The 22329-nt window shown below is 34.3% G+C and carries 21 protein-coding genes; 5 read left to right on the forward strand and 16 right to left on the reverse strand.

Annotated features, from left to right (window positions below; genetic code table 11):
- Nucleotides 1-67: 67 nt before the first annotated feature.
- The 3 genes from B2145_RS06655 (at nt 68) to B2145_RS06665 (ending at nt 3150) form a co-directional block, all read left to right on the forward strand.
- Nucleotides 68-1429, forward strand: a complete 1362-nt coding sequence (locus B2145_RS06655) for an exonuclease domain-containing protein (protein WP_291099963.1) — start codon at nt 68-70, stop codon at nt 1427-1429.
- Between the two features lies 1 nt (nt 1430).
- On the forward strand, nt 1431-2348 hold the full coding sequence (miaA, locus tag B2145_RS06660) for a tRNA (adenosine(37)-N6)-dimethylallyltransferase MiaA (protein ID WP_291099965.1): 918 nt from the start codon (nt 1431-1433) through the stop codon (nt 2346-2348).
- Nucleotides 2349-2409: 61 nt separating this feature from the next.
- Nucleotides 2410-3150, forward strand: coding sequence for an acyl-[acyl-carrier-protein] thioesterase (locus B2145_RS06665; RefSeq protein WP_291099967.1), 741 nt, complete (start codon nt 2410-2412; stop codon nt 3148-3150).
- A gap of 69 nt (nt 3151-3219) precedes the next feature.
- Here B2145_RS06665 and B2145_RS06670 read toward each other — a convergent pair whose 3' ends face one another.
- The 12 genes from B2145_RS06670 to B2145_RS06725 all read right to left on the reverse strand — a co-directional run bounded on the left by B2145_RS06670 (nt 3220) and on the right by B2145_RS06725 (nt 15020).
- On the reverse strand, nt 3220-3924 hold the full coding sequence (locus B2145_RS06670) for a response regulator transcription factor (RefSeq protein ID WP_291099969.1): 705 nt from the start codon (nt 3922-3924) through the stop codon (nt 3220-3222).
- Nucleotides 3925-3928: 4 nt separating this feature from the next.
- Nucleotides 3929-5512, reverse strand: coding sequence for a sensor histidine kinase (locus B2145_RS06675; RefSeq protein ID WP_291099972.1), 1584 nt, complete (start codon nt 5510-5512; stop codon nt 3929-3931).
- Between the two features lie 71 nt (nt 5513-5583).
- On the reverse strand, nt 5584-6168 hold the full coding sequence (coaE, locus tag B2145_RS06680; RefSeq protein WP_291099974.1) for a dephospho-CoA kinase: 585 nt from the start codon (nt 6166-6168) through the stop codon (nt 5584-5586).
- A gap of 1 nt (nt 6169) precedes the next feature.
- Nucleotides 6170-7168, reverse strand: a complete 999-nt coding sequence (locus B2145_RS06685; RefSeq protein ID WP_291099977.1) for a glycosyltransferase — start codon at nt 7166-7168, stop codon at nt 6170-6172.
- Between the two features lie 130 nt (nt 7169-7298).
- Nucleotides 7299-8489 (reverse strand): enoyl-ACP reductase FabV, encoded by a 1191-nt coding sequence (gene fabV / locus B2145_RS06690; RefSeq protein ID WP_291099980.1) that lies wholly within the window; start codon nt 8487-8489, stop codon nt 7299-7301.
- A 65-nt stretch (nt 8490-8554) separates the two neighbouring features.
- On the reverse strand, nt 8555-10207 hold the full coding sequence (recN, locus tag B2145_RS06695; protein ID WP_291099983.1) for a DNA repair protein RecN: 1653 nt from the start codon (nt 10205-10207) through the stop codon (nt 8555-8557).
- Nucleotides 10208-10263: 56 nt separating this feature from the next.
- Complete coding sequence (locus B2145_RS06700) at nt 10264-11148, reverse strand: DUF4835 family protein (protein ID WP_291099986.1); 885 nt, start codon at nt 11146-11148, stop codon at nt 10264-10266.
- Nucleotides 11141-12349, reverse strand: coding sequence for a bifunctional phosphopantothenoylcysteine decarboxylase/phosphopantothenate--cysteine ligase CoaBC (gene coaBC / locus B2145_RS06705; protein WP_291099989.1), 1209 nt, complete (start codon nt 12347-12349; stop codon nt 11141-11143). Before coaBC ends, B2145_RS06700 begins: the two co-directional genes overlap by 8 nt.
- 6 nt (nt 12350-12355) lie before the next feature.
- Nucleotides 12356-12673, reverse strand: coding sequence for a DNA-directed RNA polymerase subunit omega (locus B2145_RS06710; RefSeq protein ID WP_291099992.1), 318 nt, complete (start codon nt 12671-12673; stop codon nt 12356-12358).
- Between the two features lie 9 nt (nt 12674-12682).
- On the reverse strand, nt 12683-13477 hold the full coding sequence (locus B2145_RS06715) for an outer membrane protein assembly factor BamD (protein WP_291099994.1): 795 nt from the start codon (nt 13475-13477) through the stop codon (nt 12683-12685).
- Between the two features lie 130 nt (nt 13478-13607).
- Complete coding sequence (dapA, locus tag B2145_RS06720; RefSeq protein WP_291099998.1) at nt 13608-14495, reverse strand: 4-hydroxy-tetrahydrodipicolinate synthase; 888 nt, start codon at nt 14493-14495, stop codon at nt 13608-13610.
- A 6-nt stretch (nt 14496-14501) separates the two neighbouring features.
- Nucleotides 14502-15020, reverse strand: coding sequence for a DUF6913 domain-containing protein (locus B2145_RS06725; protein ID WP_291100001.1), 519 nt, complete (start codon nt 15018-15020; stop codon nt 14502-14504).
- 48 nt (nt 15021-15068) lie between these two features.
- Here B2145_RS06725 and B2145_RS06730 point away from each other — a divergent pair, with 48 nt between their 5' ends.
- Both B2145_RS06730 and B2145_RS06735 read left to right on the forward strand, forming a co-directional pair.
- Complete coding sequence (locus B2145_RS06730; RefSeq protein ID WP_291100004.1) at nt 15069-15881, forward strand: 5'-nucleotidase C-terminal domain-containing protein; 813 nt, start codon at nt 15069-15071, stop codon at nt 15879-15881.
- Nucleotides 15882-16000: 119 nt separating this feature from the next.
- On the forward strand, nt 16001-16942 hold the full coding sequence (locus B2145_RS06735) for a bifunctional metallophosphatase/5'-nucleotidase (RefSeq protein ID WP_291100006.1): 942 nt from the start codon (nt 16001-16003) through the stop codon (nt 16940-16942).
- A 56-nt stretch (nt 16943-16998) separates the two neighbouring features.
- Here the strand turns inward: B2145_RS06735 and ligA are convergent, their stop codons facing one another.
- The 4 genes from ligA to rplI all read right to left on the reverse strand — a co-directional run bounded on the left by ligA (nt 16999) and on the right by rplI (nt 22286).
- Nucleotides 16999-18996 (reverse strand): NAD-dependent DNA ligase LigA, encoded by a 1998-nt coding sequence (ligA, locus tag B2145_RS06740; RefSeq protein ID WP_291100008.1) that lies wholly within the window; start codon nt 18994-18996, stop codon nt 16999-17001.
- Nucleotides 18997-19155: 159 nt separating this feature from the next.
- Nucleotides 19156-19629: a DUF6495 family protein gene (locus tag B2145_RS06745; RefSeq protein WP_291100011.1), complete on the reverse strand. Its 474-nt coding sequence runs from the start codon at nt 19627-19629 to the stop codon at nt 19156-19158.
- 224 nt (nt 19630-19853) lie between these two features.
- Nucleotides 19854-21383, reverse strand: a complete 1530-nt coding sequence (locus B2145_RS06750) for a TolB family protein (RefSeq protein ID WP_291100014.1) — start codon at nt 21381-21383, stop codon at nt 19854-19856.
- Between the two features lie 459 nt (nt 21384-21842).
- Nucleotides 21843-22286, reverse strand: a complete 444-nt coding sequence (gene rplI, locus B2145_RS06755; protein WP_291100017.1) for a 50S ribosomal protein L9 — start codon at nt 22284-22286, stop codon at nt 21843-21845.
- Between the last annotated feature and the right edge of the window lie 43 nt (nt 22287-22329).

Consider the following 22329-nt stretch of genomic DNA (forward strand, 5'->3'; position numbering starts at 1 on the left):
CGAAGTCGAAAGGCTCGGGATGACAACAACAAACTGAATACTCATTTCTGAACACTGAATACCTATTTTGTACGCAATACTTGACATAGAAACCACAGGAGGACAATTTAACGAGGAAGGAATTACCGAAATCGCCATTTACAAATTTGATGGCCACGAAATCGTGGATCAATTCATCAGTTTAGTCAATCCCGAAATCCCTATTCAGCCTTTTGTCGTAAAACTTACCGGAATAAATAATGCAATGTTGCGCTCTGCCCCAAAGTTTTTTGAGGTAGCCAAACGCATTATAGAAATGACCAACGATTGCGTTTTGGTGGCTCACAATGCCGATTTCGATTATCGAATTTTACGTACCGAATTTCGCCGTTTGGGTTATGATTTTAATGTAAAAACACTTTGTACGGTCGAATTATCCAAAAAATTATTACCTGAACAACCTTCGCACAGTTTAGGTAAATTAGTTCGCGCTTTGGGAATCCCAATGGCAGACAGACATCGTGCCAGCGGCGATGCAATGGCAACCGTGAAATTATTCAAAATGCTATTGGACAAAGATTTAAATAAAGAAATCGTCAAAGAGCTCATCAAATTTGAAATTCAAAAGGGAATAGCTCCTAAATTGATGGATATCGTTGAAAGTTTGCCTTCAAAAACAGGCGTTTATTACATCCATCGTGAAGATGGCAGCCTAATGTTTATTGGCAAAAGCCGAAACATCAAAAAGAGAGTCAATCAACATTTCACAGGAATTACAAAAAGTGCCAAGAAAATTCAAAATGAAGTTTTCACCGTGACTTATGAAGAAACAGGAAGCGAATTGATTGCGCTTTTAAAAGAAACCGAAGAAATCAAAATCAACAGACCCATTTATAATAGAATGTCTCCAAAAAGTAATTTTTCTTGGGCAATATATGCCGAGAAAGATGCCAATGGTTATCTGAATTTAAAATTACAAAAAGCGGACGGCAGGAAAAAAGAAATAAAATCCTATACCTCTTTTCAAGAAGGAAAAGACGCTTTGTTTAGAATAAGTTCTCAATACCAATTATGTCAAAAATTGACTGGTTTGTACCAAACTAAAACGCATTGTTTTCAGCATACTATTAACGAATGTGATGGTGCTTGTGTTGGAAAAATCTCTTCCGTAGAATATAATGAACGAGTCCAAACTTTTATCGACAAAAATCTGTTTGAAAACAAAACATTGGTGATTGTGGATAAAGGACGGACAATTACCGAACGTAGTGCTATTTTGGTTGAAAATGGAGTTTACAAAGGTTACGCCTTTTATGATTTGAATTACCAAATCAATACTATCGAAATTTTGAGAAATATCATTATCCCGATGCAAAGCAATCGCGATACTCGAAATAGTATTCAAGCCTATCTCCGTAAAAACAAGTACTTGAAAGTAGTAAATTTCTAGGATGGCTAAATATCTAATTACGATAGTCGGACCAACAGCCATAGGAAAAACTTCCTTGAGTATTGCTTTGGCACAACATTTCAATTGTGAAATAATTTCTTGCGACAGTAGGCAATTTTTCAAGGAAATGCATATTGGAACCGCTGTTCCTTCAACAGAGGAATTAGCTGGAGCACAACATCATTTTATACAAAATAAATCGATTTTTGAGAATTATACCGTTGGTGATTTCGAGAAAGAAGCTATCGCTAAACTGGCTGAATTGTATTTGAACAATGATTTTGTTGTTTTGGTTGGTGGTTCTGGATTGTATGTTGATGCTGTTTTAAAGGGATTTGACGAGTTTCCCGAAATTGATGTTGCGGTTCGTTCAGCAGTAAAACAGAACTATGAAAAATTTGGTTTAGACTATTTACAAACCGAACTAGAAAAACGGGATCCAAATTATTTTAAAGTTGTTGCCAAAGAAAATCCGCAACGTATGATGCGAGGTTTGGAAGTTTGTATCGGTTCTGGAAAACCCTATTCTTCGTTTTTAAACCAGAAGAAAAATAGTCGAAACTTCACTCCTATTCTTATCGGATTGGATGCCGAAAGAAGCGTGATTTATGATAGAATTAACCAGCGCGTTAATAGTATGATAAACGAAGGCTTATTGGCGGAAGCCATGAAATTATTCCCCCACAAGGACTTGAATGCCTTGCAAACTGTGGGTTATAGAGAATTGTTCAGTTATTTTGACGGCGAAATCACATTGGAATTTGCCATCGAAGAAATCAAGAAAAACACCAGACGATTTGCCAAAAGACAACTCACTTGGTTCAAGAGAAATGAAGACACAAAATGGTTTGATTATTTAACCGATAGAAAGGAAATCATAAAACATATTAATGAAACCGTAACTCGAATTCCGGAATAGATTACTTTGTTCCTAGCAATAACAAAATCCTAATTCGTAAATCTAAAATCCTAATTCAAAAATGCCAATAGCTCCAAATTTCACATCCATACTCAGTAAAGATTGGGAAATCAATTTTAAACAATGTATGCCAAACGAGTATTTAAAATATACTGACTTGTGCAACATTTTGCAGTTGACTGCGGCGGAACATTCAGAAATTGGAGGCATTAGCTTTTCGGATATGCAGAAATTCGATCAAGCCTGGGTTTTGAGCAGAATGCGAGTGGAGATTTCAGAATTACCAAAATGGAAAGACATTGTAACAGTAAAAACCTGGATTAATACACTTGAAAATTCCCGTTCCGTGCGTGCTTTGGAAATGTATGTCAATGGAAATAAAATTGTGGGTTCCGAAACTTTCTGGGCGGTTTTTAATACTAAAACCAGGCGACCGGAAGCATTGGCTTTGCCATACGAACATTTTAATTTATATCCTGAAAATAAAGCAACCCATAAAACTTTTTCCAAAATTAATTTAAATAACGACACAGAAATAGTCTTTGAAAAAACCGTTGCCCTTTCGGATTTAGATATTGTAAATCACGTGAATAACGTAAAATATTTGGAATGGTGTTTGGATTTTGTGAATGTAGAATTGATTCTGAATCGGAAAATTGAGAGTTTTGAAATGAATTTCTTAAAGGAATTATCATTGAAAGACAAAGTTGTTATTCATGAAAATCTGACTTCGGATGCAATGATTTTTAGCATAACAAAAGAGGACAAAACGTGTTTTGCTTTGCAACTGAATTTGAAATAAATATTTAAAAATAAAAGCTTCCGGCCTTTGATTGGCTGGAAGCTCTAAATTTTTTTATATCCTACAATATTATTTTTTAACCACCAATCTAAATCCTTCACCGTGAATATTTAGAATTTCCACATTTGGATCTGGTTTGAGGTATTTTCGTAATTTGGCGATATAAACGTCCATACTTCTTGAAGTAAAGTAGTTGTCGTCTCTCCAAATTTTTGTCAAGGCCAATTCTCTTGGCATTAAATCATTCTCATGAAGAATCAACATTTTTAATAGTTCATTCTCTTTGGGAGACAATTTAATGGGTTCTTCATTGTCAAAAGTTAAAAATCGCAGTTTCGAATTCAAATGAAATTTACCAATATTAAATTCAAATTGTACTGGTTCGGCTTTTGTGGCAGAAGATTTTCTTTGAATTATGGCTCTAATTTTCAATAATAATACCTCTGAATCAAAGGGTTTATTCAAATAATCATCGGCTCCGGCTTTATAACCCTTCAATACATCTTCTTTCATGGATTTAGCTGTTAAAAAAATAATTGGCACCTCTTGATTTTTTTCTCTTATTTCTTTAGCTAAAGTATAGCCGTCTTTATAAGGCATCATCACGTCCAAAATGCATAAATCGTACGGATCTTTTTTGAATTTTTCAAAGCCTTCCATTCCATTTTTTGCCAAAGTGACATCAAAATCATTTAGCATTAAATAATCTTTTAGCACTGCACCAAAATTTAGGTCGTCTTCAACTAAAAGTATTCTTTTATTTACATTTTCCATATTTTTAATTTATTAATGGTATTTTTATTATGAAGGTACTTCCTTTCCCCTTTTCACTTTCTACAAAAATTTGACCATTATGGTCATCTACAATCTTTTTTACATAAGCTAATCCTAATCCGTGGCCTTTAACATTATGCACATCTCCGGTATGTTCTCGATAAAATTTTTCAAAAACCCTTTTCTGGGCAACCTTACTCATTCCTATTCCGTTATCTTTTATTTTAATGATTATGAAATCTTTTACATTTTCTGTAAAAACATCAATTTTGGGAACATTAGGCGAATATTTAATGGCATTCTCCAAGACGTTTACAATAACGTTTATAAAATGGGCTTCATTTACCAAAACACTTGTTCGAACGGCATCAAAATGTTTCGTTATTGTTCCTTGTCTATCTTCTAAAATCAAACTTACATGCTCGATAGCATCTTCTATAATCTCTTGGATATTGCTAGATTCCTTGACAATATCTAATTCTTTTTTTTCTAATTTAGAGATTCGCAATACATTTTCAACTTGGGCATGCATCCGTTTATTCTCTTCCTTAATCATTTGCAAATATTTCAAAACCTTTTCCTTATCATCTATGATCTTTGGATTTCTAATGGCATCCAAAGCCAAGTTTATCGTTGCAATTGGAGTTTTAAACTCATGCGTCATATTGTTGATAAAATCTGATTTTATTTCAGATATATGACGTTGACGGATCAACTGGTTCAATGCACTTGTATAAGCAACAATAATTATCAACGTAAAAATGATTGACAATAGGGTTATTCCGATAAGATCTGTTAACAAGAACTTCTTTTTTTGGGGAAATGAAACTAATAATTGATATTTACTATTTCCTTCATTATCAGAAAATATTGGAATCGAATAAGTTGTATTTTTATCATATTTAAACCCATCCGATTTTACTTTTGTTGCCAATCCATTACTATAAATACCATATTCGAATCGTGTCTTTACACCATATTCTTCTAATTCTTTCTTCAAAAGTTTGGCTAAATTCTCTTTTGAAACTCTTTCTTGTATTGGCATCGTGGAAGCAATATCTTTAAAGAAAATTTCAAACTGGGCATTATCCAAGATATCCAAATTTCCTGATTTTTGGATCTTCACATCGGGTACCAAACTTCGCTGAACACTCGAATTATCGATATTTTTATTGTTGTAAACTTCTGTAACACGCTTAGAATTAAAGCTTTTAAATTTTACACTGTCTAATTTTTTATCAAAGAACGTAGAAGAAATGTCGTAATCTTCAGAAATTATACTGTTTGAATATATGATTGTTTTATTGGTTCTAGGATTTTTTTGAACGTAATAAAACTCTAATAAATCATTTTTTTGGGGAATCTTTCCAGTGCTGTCTTTATAATGATTGTACTTGTCATAAAAACTATATGCTTCTTGTTTTTGAAGTTTATTGGCCACATCTCCTATAACTTGTTTAACATGGAATTTAAATTGTTCGTCGTTATTTTTAAATGAAGTATTAAACCAATACACTTGAACTAAAATTATCCCAATTAGGGATAAACTCATCAGCAATACAAGTATTCTAAAAAATAATTTATTCATCGATACAAAATTAGTATTTTAACAGTATAATTAATAATAAATTAACCAAAGATTAACAACAAAGTCCTGAATTATTGAATATTCAAAATTTTAAGAATTTTATCAACTTCTGATTTCGTAGTTTCAGGATTAACATTTTCAATAACATAATCACTTTTTGATATGCGTTGATTATCATTCCATTGTATATCCATTCTTTTCAAAACATTTTCACGAGTGGTTTTGTCTCGTTGAAGTACTCTCTGAATCCTTGATTCCAGTGGTGCGGTAACCGTTATTATCAAGTCGCAATCTTTATAACTGCCGCTTTCAAATAAAATTGCAGCTTCATAAATAACAAATGGAGAATTTTTATGGTCTAAAATCCAGCCTCCAAAATGTTTTTTTACGGCAGGATGAATAATGGCATTGAGTTGTTTTAATTTATCAGGGTTACTAAACACGATTCCGGCCAGTTTTTCTCGATTTAAGATATCGTTTTCAAAAATGGTGTTGCCAAATGTTTTTTTAATCTCATTTATAATTTCTGCCGATTGCATAATTTTTCTTGCCTCATCATCAGCTATGTAAACAGGAATGCCCGCCGCCATAAAATGATTGGCAACTGTGGTTTTTCCACTCCCAATTCCACCTGTTAAACCAATTATTTTTGTCATATTATTTTTTGAAAAACAACTCTGGAAAAGCTTCTTGCGGTTTTTGTTTCAAAATGACAATCTTTATAAATGATTCCAAAAATCCAGTTCCGTAACCATAAAATTGTTTCCAAACCGCTTTTATCGATAAATAGCCAATTTTCAAACTTTTATTTTGATATGTTGACACCAAAAACAGTACCAAAAAGTAACCAAAATACAATTGAAGCAATAAATCGTGATTGAAAATTAATAATAATAGCGCAACAATGAATCCAATTATAAAAACAGATGGAAAGAAAAAAGTGAGTTTGTTATATTTAGGATACCAACTATTCAAAATTGGTCTGGCCTTGCCAAATTTATTCACCTGAACATAAAATTTTTTCCAGTCGATTCTTCTTTTGTGATAGACGAATGCTTTTGGAAAAAGCTTGGTCTCAAAACCTAAATTCCATAATCGTATTGACAAATCAGGATCTTCACCAGGATGAATATTCCCAAAACCGTTAGACGCTTCAAATGCCTTTCGAGACAAACCCATATTGAAACTTCTTGGCTGAAACTTGTCAATCTTCTCGGATCCGCCCCTAATACCACCAGTGGTAAGAAAAGAAGTCATTGCAAAATTGATTGCTTTTTGTATGTCCGAGAAACTGTCTAACGCCTTGTCGGGACCACCAAAACAATCAACGTAATTTTGTTTTAAAGCTTCGGCAACTTCCGTCAAATAGGTTTTTGGAATAATACAGTCCGAATCGAAAATGATAAAATAATCCCCTTTTGCTTTTTTCATTCCGTAATTTCTCGAATTCCCGGGACCGGAATTATCTTTGTAATAATAGGAAATGGTCAGTTTCTCACGATACTTATGTACCACGTCTTCACACTTCAATGAAGAACCGTCTTCCACGATTACAATTTCAAAATTTTCATTATAATCTAACCGTGATAAACTCTCCAAAAGTTCGTCAACTTCATCTGGGCGATTGTAAACTGGAATGATTAAAGAAAATAACATAATCTTGGATTAAGGTTTATACTTTTACACTTGAAAATTTTAACAAAGATAATCTTTATCCATAAAAAAACCACCACGCTTTGCGTGGTGGTTTTGAAATTTATATGTTTAAAATATACTTATTATTTCATTAAACTATGCTCGAAATACCTATCATTTCGTCAGCATCTGCGTCATAATCCACTCCTTCAAATTCAAAGCCAAAAAGGTTTAAGAAATCTTGCTTATATCCTTCCAAATCTCCTATTTCGTGCAAACTTTCTGTAGTGGCTTGTTTCCATAAATTAGCGATTTTTTCTTGAACGTCGGAACGCATTTCCCAATCATCAATTCTAATTCTACCTTTTTCGTCCGTTGGAATTGGGTTACCGGTATAAAGTCTATCATGAAATAAACGCTGAATTTGTTCGATGCAACCTTCGTGAATTCCTTCTTCTTTCATTATTTTATACAATAACGATATGTACAAAGGAATAACTGGAATAGCTGAACTTGCTTGTGTTACCAAAGCTTTATTCACGGAAACAAACGCTTTTCCACCGATAGATTTTAAACTATCCGTAATGGCAAAAGCTGTGGCCTCTAGATGATCTTTTGCACGACCTATGGTTCCTTTTCTGTAAACGGCTTCGGTCAATGATGGTCCAATATATGAATAAGCCACCGTCATTGCCCCTGGCGCAAGTAGATTAGCTTCTTTTAAATCATTCATCCACATAGCCCAATCTTCGCCGCCCATTACGGCAACTGTATTGACAATATCGTTCTCTAGACAAGGTTCAATACTAATATCGGAAACTATTCCTGTATGAAAATCAACGGTTTTATTGGTATAAGTGGTTCCAATTGGTTTCAATACCGAACGATGCAAAACTCCCGTAATTGGATGCTCACGAACAGGAGAGGCCAAACTATAAATCACTAAATCTATCTGACCTAAATCGGTTTTTATAAGATCTAATGTTTGCTGTTTGATTTCGTTTGAAAAAGCATCTCCATTAATACTTTTTGCATACAAACCCGCTTTATGGGCTTCTTTTTCAAATGCAGCCGAATTATACCATCCTGGTGAACCTGGTCTTCCTTCTAATGGAGGTTTTTCGAAAAACACACCAATCGTTGCAGCATCCGATCCAAAAGCAGCTGTAATTCTTGAAGCTAGACCGAAGCCGGTTGAAGCACCAATCACTAAAACTTTTTTAGGTCCATCAATTGGTCCTTTTGATTTGATATATTCGATTTGATTTTTTACATTTTGTTCGCATCCTTTTGGGTGAGCTGTCAAACAAATAAATCCTCTCATTCTTGGTTCTATAATCATATTTGTAAAGGTTATTCGGTTATTCTATTATTCGGTTTTTGAGTTGACAAATATAAGTCATTTCTTTAGTTCAACAAGGCTTTTGCGTGGTTTAATGCCGAATCAGAAACGACGGTTCCCGATAACATTTGAGCAATTTCAACTACTCGTTCCTCAATGGATAATAATTTTAATTCAGATTGTGTGTCTTCTCCAATTGTTGATTTGGAAACTTTGAAATGTGCCGTACCTTTTGCGGCAATTTGCGGCAAATGAGTAATGGCAAATATTTGCATCTCCTGACTCATTTTCTTCATAATTTCGCCCATTCTTATGGCAATTTCTCCTGAAACCCCCGTATCAATTTCATCAAAAATCAAAGTTGGTAGTTTTGAATATTGTGCCAAAATTGCCTTAACGGCAAGCATAATTCTTGACATTTCGCCGCCGGAAGCCACTTTTTTCAATAATCCAAAATCAGTTCCTTTATTGGCTGAAAACAAAAACTGAAGTTCATCTTTTCCGTTTTCGAAATAAGTTGAAGTGGAATTAATGTCAATTTTAAAACGGACATTAGGCATCCCCAAAGTCTCCAAAATCGCAATCAACTTCTGGGATAAAACCGGAATGGAATTCAATCTTTCCCCATGAATTGTATCCGATAAAATATCCAATCCCTCCGTTTTTTGTTGAATTGAATTTGTCAATTCCAGTATTTCTCCTTCTAAATTCCCTATTTCCAAAAGAGCATTTTCCAACTTGGTTTGGATTTCAATCAATTCATCAACCGAGGAAACTTGGTGTTTCTTTTGCAAATTGTAAATCAACTGCAATTTCTGGCTGATTAAATCCAATTGTTCCGGATCATTGATGAGTTTTTCCGAGCAACGATTCAACTCGTCCGAAATATCGTCAAATTCAATAGTTAGACTAGTAATTCTTTCCAACAAGGAATGGTATTCTTGAGAAAAAGAAGCGATTTTTTGCAACGAAACCTTAATTTCATTCAGATTATGAAGGGCTCCAATTTGCTCTTCATTGGCAATAGCCAAAGATTTATCGATTGATTCCTTTATAATTTCGACATTGTTCAATTTTTCAAAATCAGCTTCAAGAGATTCTTGCTCACCGGATTTCAATTGCGCCGCAACTAATTCGTCCAATAAAAAAGTATTGTATTCCAGTTCTTTTGCGGATTCAAATTGTTTTTTAAGAAGTATATTTAATTTGGACTTATCCGATTTATAACTTTTCAAAAGTGCTTGGTAATCCAAAATAGTCTCTTGATTGTTGGCAATTGCATCAATAATTTCGAACTGGACATTCTCATCCGAAAGTTCTTGTGTTTGATGCTGTGAATGAATATCGATTAAAAACAAACTCAATTCCTGCAATTCTTGGAGATTTACCGGGCTGTCATTGATAAAAGCCCTGGATTTTCCCGAAGGTAAAATTTCTCGTCTAATGATGGTTTCATTTTCGTAATCTAAATCATTCGCCTCGAAAAAAGGAAGTAAATTATACTTTGAAATTTCAAAATGGGCTTCTATGACGCACTTTTCTTCTTTGTTTTTCAAAGAAGTCAAATCGGCTCTTTTTCCTAAAACCAGACCCAGAGCTCCTAATATTATTGATTTACCTGCTCCGGTTTCCCCAGTAATAATTGAAAAACCTTTCGAAAAATCGATGGCTAATTTCTCTATTAAAGCATAGTTTTTTATTGACAGGGAAGTAATCATTTATATAGTTTTTGTGATGAGAGGCTAAAATTAATTTATAAATTGAATAAAATCAATTAATATTTAATCAGCACCCATTTACTGGAGTTCAAAGGAGATGTTCTGTTTAAATTATCGACTAAATCCGTGATTGGAATGCTTGGACCTCCAGAAAAAATGGAGACAATTTCGTCTGATTTTGCATCAAAAAATACTCGTGTCAAGAAAGCATTTGGCCTTGATGCATTTAATTTTCCAAGATCGAGTAATGACTTTTTAATTTTTTCTTTAGCCGCTTTCAGGTCTTGACTCATCAAATCCAATCCTGTATGATAGTTATACATAGTTTGTCGCACCTCGGTAAATGCTGGCGATAGCAAGTCGTTTATCAAAAAATATCGGTTTTGATTTCCGTCGGCTTGGTTCCATCCTTTATATCCACTTTGTTGTGCAACATTTAATATATTTTGGGCCGTTTCAAAATACGTATCCCCCGATTCAGTTAAAAAAGTATCGGCATCCATACCTAAAATTACATAACTATAAAAAGAAATTACGGACACAAGATTTGATTCGAAAGAGGTTGGATTAAAATTTAGACTTTCAAACTCGGCATATTTAAAATTAAAATCTTTATCGTTAAAATTTAATATTGGCGAGGCGTATGACGAATTATATATTGGTCTTGAAGATTGCACTTGGATGGTAGCCACAAATTGATCTGAATTATTCGATGAAATAGTGATATACATCGAACAATTTATTTTTTCGTTTTGTTTAAATGTTTGTCCGGTCCAGTGCGTTTGATTCACAAACTCGCTTAATGACGTTTCCAAGGTTTTGAAAACCTGCTGGTTTGCATTAGTTAGTTTTTGCGCATTCACCGTCACGGTACAATTCAATTCTTGGGCTTGAGTAAAACTGAAAATCAGTACTAAAAATAAACTAAAAATATTACGCATAATGTGCTACTACTTTGTTTAATATATCACTGGCAACTGCTTCTTTCGATTTCAATTCCATAGGCTGGACCTTGAAATTTTTATCAATAAAAGTGATTTTATTGGTTGATTTTCCAAAACCGGCACCTTGATCTTGTAAAGAATTCAGAACTATCAAATCTAGGTTTTTTTTCTGGATTTTCAACTTTGCGTTTTCAATTTCATTTTCTGTTTCCAATGCAAATCCAATTAAAAACTGATTCGTTTTAATTTCTCCCAATGAAGCTAGAATATCTTTCGTTTTTTCGAGCTCGATGGTAAAATCATCGGCCGCTTTTTTTATTTTTTGCGAGAATACATTTTTTGGTTTATAATCTGCAACTGCTGCTGCCGCAATCGCCACATCAACATTGGCAAAATACTGATGGCAAGCATCATACATTTCCTGTGCCGAAACTACGCGAACAACTTTTACCAAACTATTCTCAATAGTACAATGGGAAGGTCCGGAAACCAGGATTACCGAGGCACCAAGATTTGCCGCACATTGCGCAATATCAAAACCCATTTTTCCCGAAGAATGATTCCCTATAAAACGCACAGGATCTATTGCTTCGTATGTTGGGCCGGCAGTAATTAATATTTTTTTTCCTTTGAGAGGCAATTTACTTTCTAAATCGGCTTCCAAAAATGCTACTATATGTTCTGGTTCGGCCATTCTTCCTTCGCCGGATAAACCGCTTGCCAATTCGCCACTTTCAGCAGGAATCATTATATTTCCATATTGTTCCAATGCCTTAAAACTCCCAATTGTAGATGGGTGAATATACATATCCAAATCCATGGCTGGCGCAAAATAAACAGGACATTTTGCCGATAAATAAATTGCAATTAAAAGGTTGTCACAAATACCGTTTGCCATTTTCGACAGTGTATTTGCCGTTGCAGGGGCAACAACCATTAAATCAGCCCAAAGGCCTAATTCGATATGGCTATTCCAATTTTCGTTTTCTTCGTCCCGGTTAAAAAAACTGGAATAAACAGGATTTTTTGATAAGGTAGATAAGGTAAGAGGCGTTATAAAATCCTTAGAAGCAGGTGTCATTATCACTTGGACATGTGCACCTGCTTTTATGAAAAGTCGTACTAATGAAGCTGTTTTATAGGCTGCAATCCCACCGGAAATTCCCAGTAAAATCTTTTTTCCGCTTAAAACTGACATTATATATTATTTATTTGCGTCTCTGTGGTAGATTTTTCCCTCTAACCACTCTTGAACTGCCAAAGCGTGTGGTTTAGGTAATTTTTCGTAAAATTTTGAAACCTCTATTTGTTCCTTGTTTTCAAAAACTTCTTCAAGACTGTCATTATATGTGGCAAATTCCTCCAATTTTTCAGTCAATTCCTTCTTGATTTCAGAATTGATTTGATTTGCTCTTTTAGCCATAATTGTTATAGCTTCATATACATTACCAGTTGGCTCTTCAATAATATTTTTATTATATGTTATTGTATTTACTGGAGCATTTGTCTTTCTTAAATCCATGGCTTTATTTTATTTAGTAAAATTTTGTAATTTTTTTTCAATTTGAACCAACATTTGGTCCGCTTTCTGTTTGTATCGTGTATCGGCTTTAAATTTTATCAAATTATTGTATGCCGTTTTTGCAACATTTAGTCGTTCCTCCATTTTCAAAGGAATACTATTTACTCCCAATTGATAAGCCGAATCCAATTTATAATATAAAGCATCTTCCTTGAAAGATGTTCCGGGATAATCTGCTATGAAGTTATCTAAAGCTACCAATGCCGATTTATAATCCAAAATAGTATTGTATCCCTTTGCATTTTCAAACACTTTCTTCTCTATTTTTTCATTTAATACTTTTAACGTTTTATTGGCCTCAACAAAATATCCCGAATTTGGATACCAATCTATAAATGACTGTAACTTGTCTATTGCCTTGAAAGTATCGGCTTGATCTAAACTATATACTGGCGACAGCATCGAGAAGCTTTTTGCTCCCAAAAATGCTGCTTCTTCAATTTTTTCGCTCTTTGGATAACCCGAAACAAAACTTTCAAACTGGTATCCTGCCAAATAATATTGTTTTGTTTTGTAATAGGATTGGGCAAACATATAAAACAATTTTTCGGCTTGCGGTTTTCCTCTGTAGGCGGGTGTAATTTGTTCAAAAAGTCGAATCGCTTTCGAATAGTTTCCAGCATCATATAATTTAGTGGCCATATCAAACTTAATTGCAACATCTTCGGTTTTCAAAGCCTTCTGATATTCACCACAAGAATAAAAAAGGGTAACAACAAGCAATAGAGATATTATTTTTTTCATTTTTTTTCTTTTTTTATGATTTATTGGTTACTCTCAACTTTCAAAAAATCATACCGAAGTTTAGGTGGCAAATTTAGTTATTAATTTAGCCACTACAAAATATATTTTTTGCTAAAAAAAAGGAGGGTTTTTAAGCTATTTTATTGATTTTTTTAACAAATTGATCAATTCTACCAGCTAAGGATTCGTCTACTTTTACCAATGGCAAACGCACCGTGTTTTCTGTTATTCCCAGTGACTGGAACACTTGTTTGATTCCCGCAGGATTTCCTTGTTCGAAAATCATGTCGATACAATCTGAAAAAAGATATTGTAATTTGTAGGCATCATCAACTTTTCGGTTTAGGCCTAATCGTATCATTTCGGAAAATTCTTTTGGAAAACCTTGTCCAATCACCGATATAACGCCAGAGCCTCCAGCTAAAACCATAGGCAAAGCTATCATGTCGTCGCCCGATATTACAAGAAAATCTTTTGGCTTGTTTTTCATCAATTGCATGGCTTGCACCATATCGCCAGCGGCTTCTTTTATGGCTACGATGTTTTTGAAATCATTCGCCAAACGCAAAACAGTCGATGGCAACATATTGCTGGCCGTTCTTCCGGGAACATTATACAAAATAACCGGAATTGGCGAGGCATCGGCAACCGCTTTGAAGTGTTGATAAATCCCTTCCTGTGTCGGTTTATTATAATATGGAGATACTGAAAGTATAGCAACAAATTGTGACAAATCCCTGGTTTTGAGTTCCTCGACAACTTTTAAAGTATTGTTACCTCCCAGTCCAAGCACCAATGGCAATCTTCCATTGTTGGCTTCGATTATGGTTTGAATAACCAATTCCTTTTCGTCGTGTGACAATGTGGCATTTTCCGCTGTTGTGCCAAGTACCACAAGATATTCAACTCCACCGTCGATTGAGAAATTTACTATTCTTTTTAATGCTTCCGTATCAATTGAAAAATCTTTTCTAAAAGGGGTTACAAGGGCAACACCAGTTCCTATTAATGATTGCATATTGGATTATATTTTGTTTAAAATTTTTAAATACCTGAATAATTCGTGAACAAAAACTTTATAATTTTCGGCATTGGTATTGATCATCAAATGATTCAATCTTTTGTCTACAGATGAAAAACCAACCTTAAATTGTGCTTTTGAATTGTGGGTTATGTTTAGTAAAATTGCTTTTTCCACATCGTAATAACTTATTAATAAATCAAATTTTTCATTGATGAAATCCTTAACCTTTGGGTTGGTAATTTCAGCTTTCCAGCTGAGATGTTTAATACCAAATATTGGTTGCGAAAACAGTTCATTTTTTTTCAATTTATCTTTGTAAACGATAATTTTTATGTTGCTTTCGGAAATTCCATTAGCAATTAATTCTTTTACCAAGGCTTCTTTTTCAAAAAAATAGCTTTCATCAACAAGCAATCCAACCGTTTGTATAGAGGCCGTCAGTGTGCTGCTCTTTACATTGTGCAAACTGTTTTTTAAAATTCTTTTTAAAAAAAAATCCTTTATATAGTTTAAAAACATGTTATTTTTACTTGGTTACAAAATTAATTAATTTAAGTCGCATTACAGATGGTAAATCTAAAAAAGTATAATTGTGTTTTAAAACTTTTTGTTATATTCTTAACACTTTTTTTGACTATTTCTTGCGGCAAACAAAATTATCAGGTCTCCAAAATAGAGGGGAAACAAATAACAATTACCGAAAAGGAAAATCAAGTTCCTGACTCGGGCTCGCAGAGTGAGCAGGCTAGGCAAATCGAAAACTTTATCAAGCCCTACCGAGAACACATCAACAAAGATTTAGACAGTGTCTTGGCCTATTGTCCGGAGACATTGGACAAAAGTATGGGGAAATGGCAAACCACCATTGGCAATTTAATGGCAGATGTCACTTTTGAACTAGGAAATTCAGTTTTTCAAACTCGAGAAAAAAGGAATATCGATTTATGTTTGCTGAATCACGGAGGCATTCGTTCCATCCTTCCAAAGGGGAATGTTACCACTAGAACGGCTTATGAAATAATGCCTTTTGAAAATGGTCTTGTAGTTATAGCATTAAAGGGAGAACAAATATTTGAATTGGTCGACTATTTTATCGCAGCCAAAAAACCGCATCCAATATCAGGAATTACCTTTACCATTAGCAAGGATAATGTTGCCAAAAGCATTTTAATTCAGGGAAAACCAGTCGAAAAAGACGCCGTATATTATGTTGCCACCAACGATTATTTGGCAAACGGAGGCGACAGCATGAATTTCTTCAAAAAAGGAATTGCTACTTATGATTTAAATTACAAATTAAGAAATGTGCTGATTGATTATTTCAAGGAAGTAGATACAATTCCTTTAATAACAGATCAAAGAATTTTTTTTACTTATTGAACTTAACCAATTAATCCCTATTGCAGTGAAAATACCACGCTTTTTTGCGTGGATTGCAACGGAAAGCGGGACACGAGCAACGCGAACTGACGAAGTAAATAGCTTCAAAAATAATAAAAATGAAAAGAAGAGATTTTATAGAGAAAACGGCTGCAAGCACGGCTCTGTTGGGTTTGGGTTTAGCTCCGCTCTGTTCGGCTTCGCCTCGGGTGTCGTTGAGCAGTTTTGAATCGGCAGAAGTAAAACACGTAACGATACTTCACACCAATGATGTACACAGTCATATTGACCCTTTTCCGATGGATGATCCGCGAAATCCCAATATGGGTGGCGTTTCGAGAAGAGCTGCATTGATTGAAACCATTCGCCAAGAAAATCCAAATGTTTTGCTACTTGACGCAGGAGACATTTTTCAAGGAACTCCTTACTTTAATTATTATGGAGGCGAACTGGAATTCAAATTAATGAGTATGATGCGTTATGATGCATCAACAATAGGCAATCACGATTTTGACAATGGTATTGAAGGTCTGTATGCCCAAATGCCTCACGCCACATTTGAATTTGTTTCATCGAACTATGATTTAAAGAATACCGTGATGGATGGTTTTGTAAAACCATACAAAATTTTCAATAAAAACGGAATTAAAATTGGAGTTTTTGGTCTTGGAATAGAACTCGAAGGTCTAGTAGATAAAAAAATGTACCAAGAAACGGTCTACAACAATCCTGTCGAAACGGCACAAGAAATGGTTCGGATTCTAAAAAAAGAACAAAAGTGTGACTTGGTTATTTGCTTGTCACATTTGGGCTATAAATACAAGGAAGATCCAAATAAAATCTCGGATTTAAAACTGGCCGAACTCACAAAAGATATAGACTTGATAATTGGTGGTCACACCCACACTTTTCTTGACAAACCCACTATTGCAAAAAATTTGGATGGAAAAGAGGTATTGGTAAACCAGGTAGGCTGTTATGGCATCAATCTGGGGCGAATTGATTTTTATTTTGATAATAACAAGGCAAGATCGCATGAAGCGAAAAGTATTGTGGTTTAAAGACTTGATTAAATAGACCTCAACCGTTTTGAAATCTTTGAGGTCTATTTTTAAAATTACCCCAACATTGCTATAAAATCATCTTCAGAAATAATCGGAATATTTAATTTAACGGCTTTCTCTAATTTTGCCGGTCCCATATTTGCTCCGGCGACAACGTAATCTGTTTTTGCCGAGATGGAACTTCCCACTTTCCCGCCATTGTCTTCAATTGCTTTCTTCAAATCGTCTCTCGAAAATTGTTCGAAAACACCAGAAACAACAAAGGTTTTACCCGAGAGTTTATCCGTGGCATCGGGGTTAATTATTTCGATGGTTTCAAATTGAACTCCATACCCTTTTAAACGGTCAATAATAATTCTGTTTTCTTTATTTTCGAAGAAATCAATCACACTTTGCGCAATTCGTTCTCCAATTTCGTCCACCAAAACTAAATCCATTAAACTGGCCTGACTTAATGCGTCAATACTTTTATAATGTTTAGCTAATTTTTTGGCAACTGTTTCTCCCACATATCGGATTCCAAGAGCATACAAAACCCGTTCAAAAGAAACTTTTTTAGAATTTTCGACTCCTTTTACCAAGTTTTCGGCCGATTTTTGAGCCATTCTTTCCAAAGGACGAATTTGCTCCACGGTCAAATCATACAAATCTGCATAATTATGAACCAAACCATTGTTGAAAAGCAGTGCCACCGTTTCTCCTCCCAACCCTTCAATATCCATCGCTTTTCGAGAAATATAATGCTGAATTCTACCGATTATTTGTGGCGGACAACCATAAAAATTAGGGCAATAATGATTAGCTTCACCTCCACTTCGAACTAATTCCGTGTTGCATTCCGGGCAGTGTGTGATGTATTTTGTAGGTTCGGAATTGGCTGGCCTTTTGCTCAAATCCACGGCAATAATTTTCGGGATAATTTCGCCACCTTTTTCAACAAAAACGGTATCTCCAATGCGAATATCCAACTTTTCAATTTGGTCAGCATTGTGCAAGGAAGCCCGTTTCACGACGGTTCCTGCCAATTGTACAGGTTCCAAATTCGCAACTGGAGTTATGGCTCCCGTTCTTCCCACTTGGTAAGAAATCGAATTTAATCGTGTGGAAACCTGTTCCGATTTGAATTTGTAGGCTATTGCCCAACGCGGTGATTTGGCGGTAAAACCCAATTCATCTTGATATTGAAATCGATTCACTTTTATAACCACGCCGTCAGTTTCATAAGGTAAATTATGTCTGTGGGTATCCCAATAATCTATATATTTGAAAACTTCCTCTAAACTATGAGTCAACTTGGCTTCTTTTGGCACCTTAAAACCCCATTTTCTCGCGGTTTCCAATCCATCAAACTGCGAATTAAAAGACAATTTATTCCCAATTACAAAATACAGTAAACAGTCCAACGGTCTTTTGGCAACTTCGGCACTGTCCTGCAATTTCAAACTTCCCGAAGCCGTATTTCTTGGGTTGGAATAAGGCAATTCCCCAATTTCGATTAATTCCTGATTCATTTTTTCGAATCCTGCAAATGGCAAAATAATTTCGCCACGAACATCAAATTTATCAGGGAAATCACCTTTCAACTTTAGCGGAATTGATTTTATCGTTTTGATATTATTGGTAACATCGTCACCTTGAACTCCGTCACCACGGGTAAGGGCACGCTTTAGTTTTCCATTTTCATAGGTAATGCTTATTGACGCACCATCGTACTTCAATTCGCAAGTATATTCTAATGGAACATCGCCCAACACTTTTTGAATGCGCTTTTCCCAGTCAACTAATTCTTCTTTCGAATAGGAATTATCGAGCGAATACATTCTGTACTCGTGCTTTACAGTTTCAAAGTTCTTTGTAATTGTTCCTCCCACTCGTTGGGTTGGGGAGTTTTCGTCAAAATATTCCGGATGTTTATTTTCCAGCTCTTGAAGTTGCTTTAGTTTCAAGTCAAATTCAAAATCGGAAATCGTTGGCGTATCTAACACATAATAATTATAGTTGTGTTGATTTAATTCTTCTCGTAATTTTTGAATTGTATTTTGAATGTCCATGGAAAATAAAAATTGGCTATTTTAGTTCTTGAAATAAGGGACTAAAATAACCAATTTAAAAGAAACCCACATCAAAAAAATATTTTTCTTCCGATGAAATGAAAAGTGGGTTCCTGACAACCAAAATTTAAATCTTATTGGGAAGAAATAACGGTAAAATTACGATTCAATAATCGAATTTATTTGCTTGTACAATTGCCCGTCGCTCAAAAATGCCCCTTGTTGAATCAATCCAAAAATTGAAGCGTTGCGATCTTCGGTAAATTCTTTTTTGCCTGTTTTCATTTCGATGGTATCGGTAAACATATTGTCGCTCAACCATTGTAAACCTTCTTTTGTTAGAAAATCAACTTCAGGTACCAATGATTTCAAAACTATTGATTGAACATAGGTTTCAAAACAATGAAAAAGAAAAATATGATTTTTAGAAAAATGTTCTAAATATTCAGTTCTGCCAAGAACACCTTCCCAAACCAAATCGGAAAAAACGTCCAGTTCTTGTTCGGCAACTTCGGGTTTCTCAGTTTTAATCTTGTCCCATTCCGCTTTATCGATGGTTTGTGTAGCAAGAAATGTACTGAATTCCTGATTCATTTCTTCAAATTGTTCTTTTGTTAATCTGGAGTATTTCATTATAATTTGAGGTTAGTATTTTTAAAAAGCGATTTTTTCATCAAAAAAAGCCCTCTCCATGAGAAGGCTAATTTAAAACTTTTCGGATAACTACAAAACATATCTAAAGCAAAATTGTATTTGACATCTTGATGATAAACTAACATCATAATTAACTACTAAAACTAAAAAAGAGCATAAAAGTTACAATTAATACTTTTTTTACACTCTTTTTAAATGGAATCTTACTTATTAATAGGACCTGAATTGCTAACAAAGGCAATAAATTTACTATCAGGGCTCCAAGATGGTGTATTGATAGTTCCTTGACCACCATATAAATAGGCAATTACTTTTGGCGCTCCACCTGAAATAGGCATTAATCGAAGCATCACTCTTTTGTAAAATGGATGATCTGTAGGTTCTACAGTATCTACAAATGACATAAAAGCAATCCATTTATTATCAGGAGATACATGTGCAAACCAGTTGTTGTATTGGTCAAAAGTGAGTTGGGTTTGTTCACTTCCGTCCATTCTCATTCGCCACAATTGCATTGTGCCGCTTTCTGTACAATTGTAATAAATATATTTTCCGTCAGGTGAACATTCTGGACCATCAGCCAAACCTTTGGTAAGATGAGTTAATTGAATTTCCTTACCTCCATTTATTGATTTTTTAAAAATGTTGTAAGTTGACCCACTTTCAGGACGTTGAGCGGTATAAACCACTTCTTTTCCATCCCTTGTCCAACCATGCAAATATGACGGTGTTTTCTCAGTTACCATTTTAGGTTCTCCCCCAGTAATTGGCAAATAATAGATTGTGCTTCCCCCACCAGGCAACTCCTCTCTATGGGATGATATTCCTAATAATTTTCCGTCAAATGAAATAACATGGTCGTTGTTGTTTTTCTTTGCAGAACCAGTATTTATTAGAGTTGGAGTATCGCCAGTAAGCGGAATTGTATAAATACCACCTCCTTGATTGAATACCAATCCTTTGTTATTAGGTAACCAGTTTGGAGCTTCAAAACGGCCTTTGTCTTCGTAAACAATTTTTCTCTTTCCGTCAAAAATATTTATGATTTCCATTTTACTTCCTAAAATTCCATCGGTATACCCATTATGATTATCCGGAACGGTTTGTTCTATACGCACATTCCAAGCTTTTCCTTCTTCAACAACGTCTGGATTATGGCTACACATAAAAATACCAACCAAAACCTCATCGGGCATTACCACTGCATCCGTACGCCCAATTTCTTGCAAAGGTTCTCCTGGATTAGCAATTCTCATGATAAATACTTTACCTAATCGCTCTAATTGAATAATTTCTGTTGATCTCTTTTTTGCAAAAATTTCATCTTGTGGATCTCTCATTAAAGCCCCTTTCATGGTTCTCCACTGTAATGCCATTAATCCATCATCATGAATGGCAGCGGTCATGTGCGCTGCATTTTCATCTTCATTCGCCCTAATCATCCATCCTGTTTTTCTATGAACTGGGCTTGCATTGCTTAGGATTTTAAAGTTTCCTGTAAGTATAAAATCTCCTTTAATTTTGTTGTAAACATATTGAAACTCATCTCTGCCAAACCAAACATTATAACCTGCTCCTTTGAGATTATAACTTTGTTCCTCTTTATTAAATATTGTGCTTCCTGCCAATTTAGGTTTGCCAATATCAGCATGGTTATTAAAAATTCCTATTTGATTCTGTGCCATAATAAAAAATGTGCTTAATAATAAACTGAATTGAATGATCTTTTTCATTAGTATTTGAGTTATGTTAAAACTTTTTTAATTGTTAAAATATTATATAAAAATTCGTATTGATTCTACTTTTAATTTTTAAATAACTCAACCATATAATTGGCTGTTCTTGTTACTATATCCAAAAATACTAATTCTTTATTTTGGATTGATATCGATGTTTTAGGAAAAATATTCTTGGATAATTAAAAATAAGACAATGATTATTTACTTGCAAAAATAATTCACTTCAACTCGAGTCCTAAATTTTCCCAATTTAAAAAAAGAAATAGAATTATTTTTACTGCCAATATTGAGGAATTAGCAATTAATTTACTTCTTGTTATCATGCGGTTTTGATTTATAATCAATATCAAATATATTATTTTTTATAATATCAATTTAAAAAAATAACAAAAAAATCCCGTATTCGTTTTTATAAAACGATACGGGATTTTTTATTTAATAATTTAAAAAAAATTATGCTTTTTCAGCAATGATTTCATAAGGTAATTCAACTACAACATCTCTGTGTAATCTGATGCTTGCAGCATATTTACCAGTACGTTTCACAATACCGCTAGTAATAAATTTACGCTCGATTGCTTGACCCGCTTTTCCCAAAGCTTCTGCAATATCAATATTAGTGATAGAACCGAATAATTTTTCACCTCCCGCTTTCGCGAAAATTTTAATTTCCAATGCTTTTAAAACTTCAGCCAATGCTTTAGCGTCGTTAACAACTTTAGCTTCTTTGTGTGCTCTTTGTTTTAGGTTTTCAGCTAATACTTTCTTTGCAGAAGGTGTTGCCAATTGTCCAAAACCTTGTGGTATCAAAAAGTTACGACCGTAACCATTTTTAACATTTACCACATCGTCTTTAAAGCCTAAATTTTGTACGTCTTTTTTTAATATAATTTCCATGTTGTTGTCCTTTGTTATTAGAAGTTAGGTTTCGATTTATTGA

This window comes from Flavobacterium sp. UBA5153, from assembly GCA_002413745.1.
Taxonomy (GTDB): domain Bacteria; phylum Bacteroidota; class Bacteroidia; order Flavobacteriales; family Flavobacteriaceae; genus Flavobacterium.

Coding starts and splice junctions, on each gene's coding strand:
- miaA (WP_291099965.1), top strand. CDS start 1,431: ATGGCTAAATATCTAATTACGATAGTCGGACCAACAGCCATAGGAAAA.
- B2145_RS06665 (WP_291099967.1), top strand. CDS start 2,410: ATGCCAATAGCTCCAAATTTCACATCCATACTCAGTAAAGATTGGGAA.
- B2145_RS06670 (WP_291099969.1), bottom strand. CDS start 3,924: ATGGAAAATGTAAATAAAAGAATACTTTTAGTTGAAGACGACCTAAAT.
- B2145_RS06675 (WP_291099972.1), bottom strand. CDS start 5,512: ATGAATAAATTATTTTTTAGAATACTTGTATTGCTGATGAGTTTATCC.
- coaE (WP_291099974.1), bottom strand. CDS start 6,168: ATGACAAAAATAATTGGTTTAACAGGTGGAATTGGGAGTGGAAAAACC.
- B2145_RS06685 (WP_291099977.1), bottom strand. CDS start 7,168: ATGTTATTTTCTTTAATCATTCCAGTTTACAATCGCCCAGATGAAGTT.
- fabV (WP_291099980.1), bottom strand. CDS start 8,489: ATGATTATAGAACCAAGAATGAGAGGATTTATTTGTTTGACAGCTCAC.
- recN (WP_291099983.1), bottom strand. CDS start 10,207: ATGATTACTTCCCTGTCAATAAAAAACTATGCTTTAATAGAGAAATTA.
- B2145_RS06700 (WP_291099986.1), bottom strand. CDS start 11,148: ATGCGTAATATTTTTAGTTTATTTTTAGTACTGATTTTCAGTTTTACT.
- coaBC (WP_291099989.1), bottom strand. CDS start 12,349: ATGTCAGTTTTAAGCGGAAAAAAGATTTTACTGGGAATTTCCGGTGGG.
- B2145_RS06710 (WP_291099992.1), bottom strand. CDS start 12,673: ATGGATTTAAGAAAGACAAATGCTCCAGTAAATACAATAACATATAAT.
- B2145_RS06715 (WP_291099994.1), bottom strand. CDS start 13,477: ATGAAAAAAATAATATCTCTATTGCTTGTTGTTACCCTTTTTTATTCT.
- dapA (WP_291099998.1), bottom strand. CDS start 14,495: ATGCAATCATTAATAGGAACTGGTGTTGCCCTTGTAACCCCTTTTAGA.
- B2145_RS06725 (WP_291100001.1), bottom strand. CDS start 15,020: ATGTTTTTAAACTATATAAAGGATTTTTTTTTAAAAAGAATTTTAAAA.
- B2145_RS06730 (WP_291100004.1), top strand. CDS start 15,069: ATGGTAAATCTAAAAAAGTATAATTGTGTTTTAAAACTTTTTGTTATA.
- B2145_RS06735 (WP_291100006.1), top strand. CDS start 16,001: ATGAAAAGAAGAGATTTTATAGAGAAAACGGCTGCAAGCACGGCTCTG.
- ligA (WP_291100008.1), bottom strand. CDS start 18,996: ATGGACATTCAAAATACAATTCAAAAATTACGAGAAGAATTAAATCAA.
- B2145_RS06745 (WP_291100011.1), bottom strand. CDS start 19,629: ATGAAATACTCCAGATTAACAAAAGAACAATTTGAAGAAATGAATCAG.
- B2145_RS06750 (WP_291100014.1), bottom strand. CDS start 21,383: ATGAAAAAGATCATTCAATTCAGTTTATTATTAAGCACATTTTTTATT.
- rplI (WP_291100017.1), bottom strand. CDS start 22,286: ATGGAAATTATATTAAAAAAAGACGTACAAAATTTAGGCTTTAAAGAC.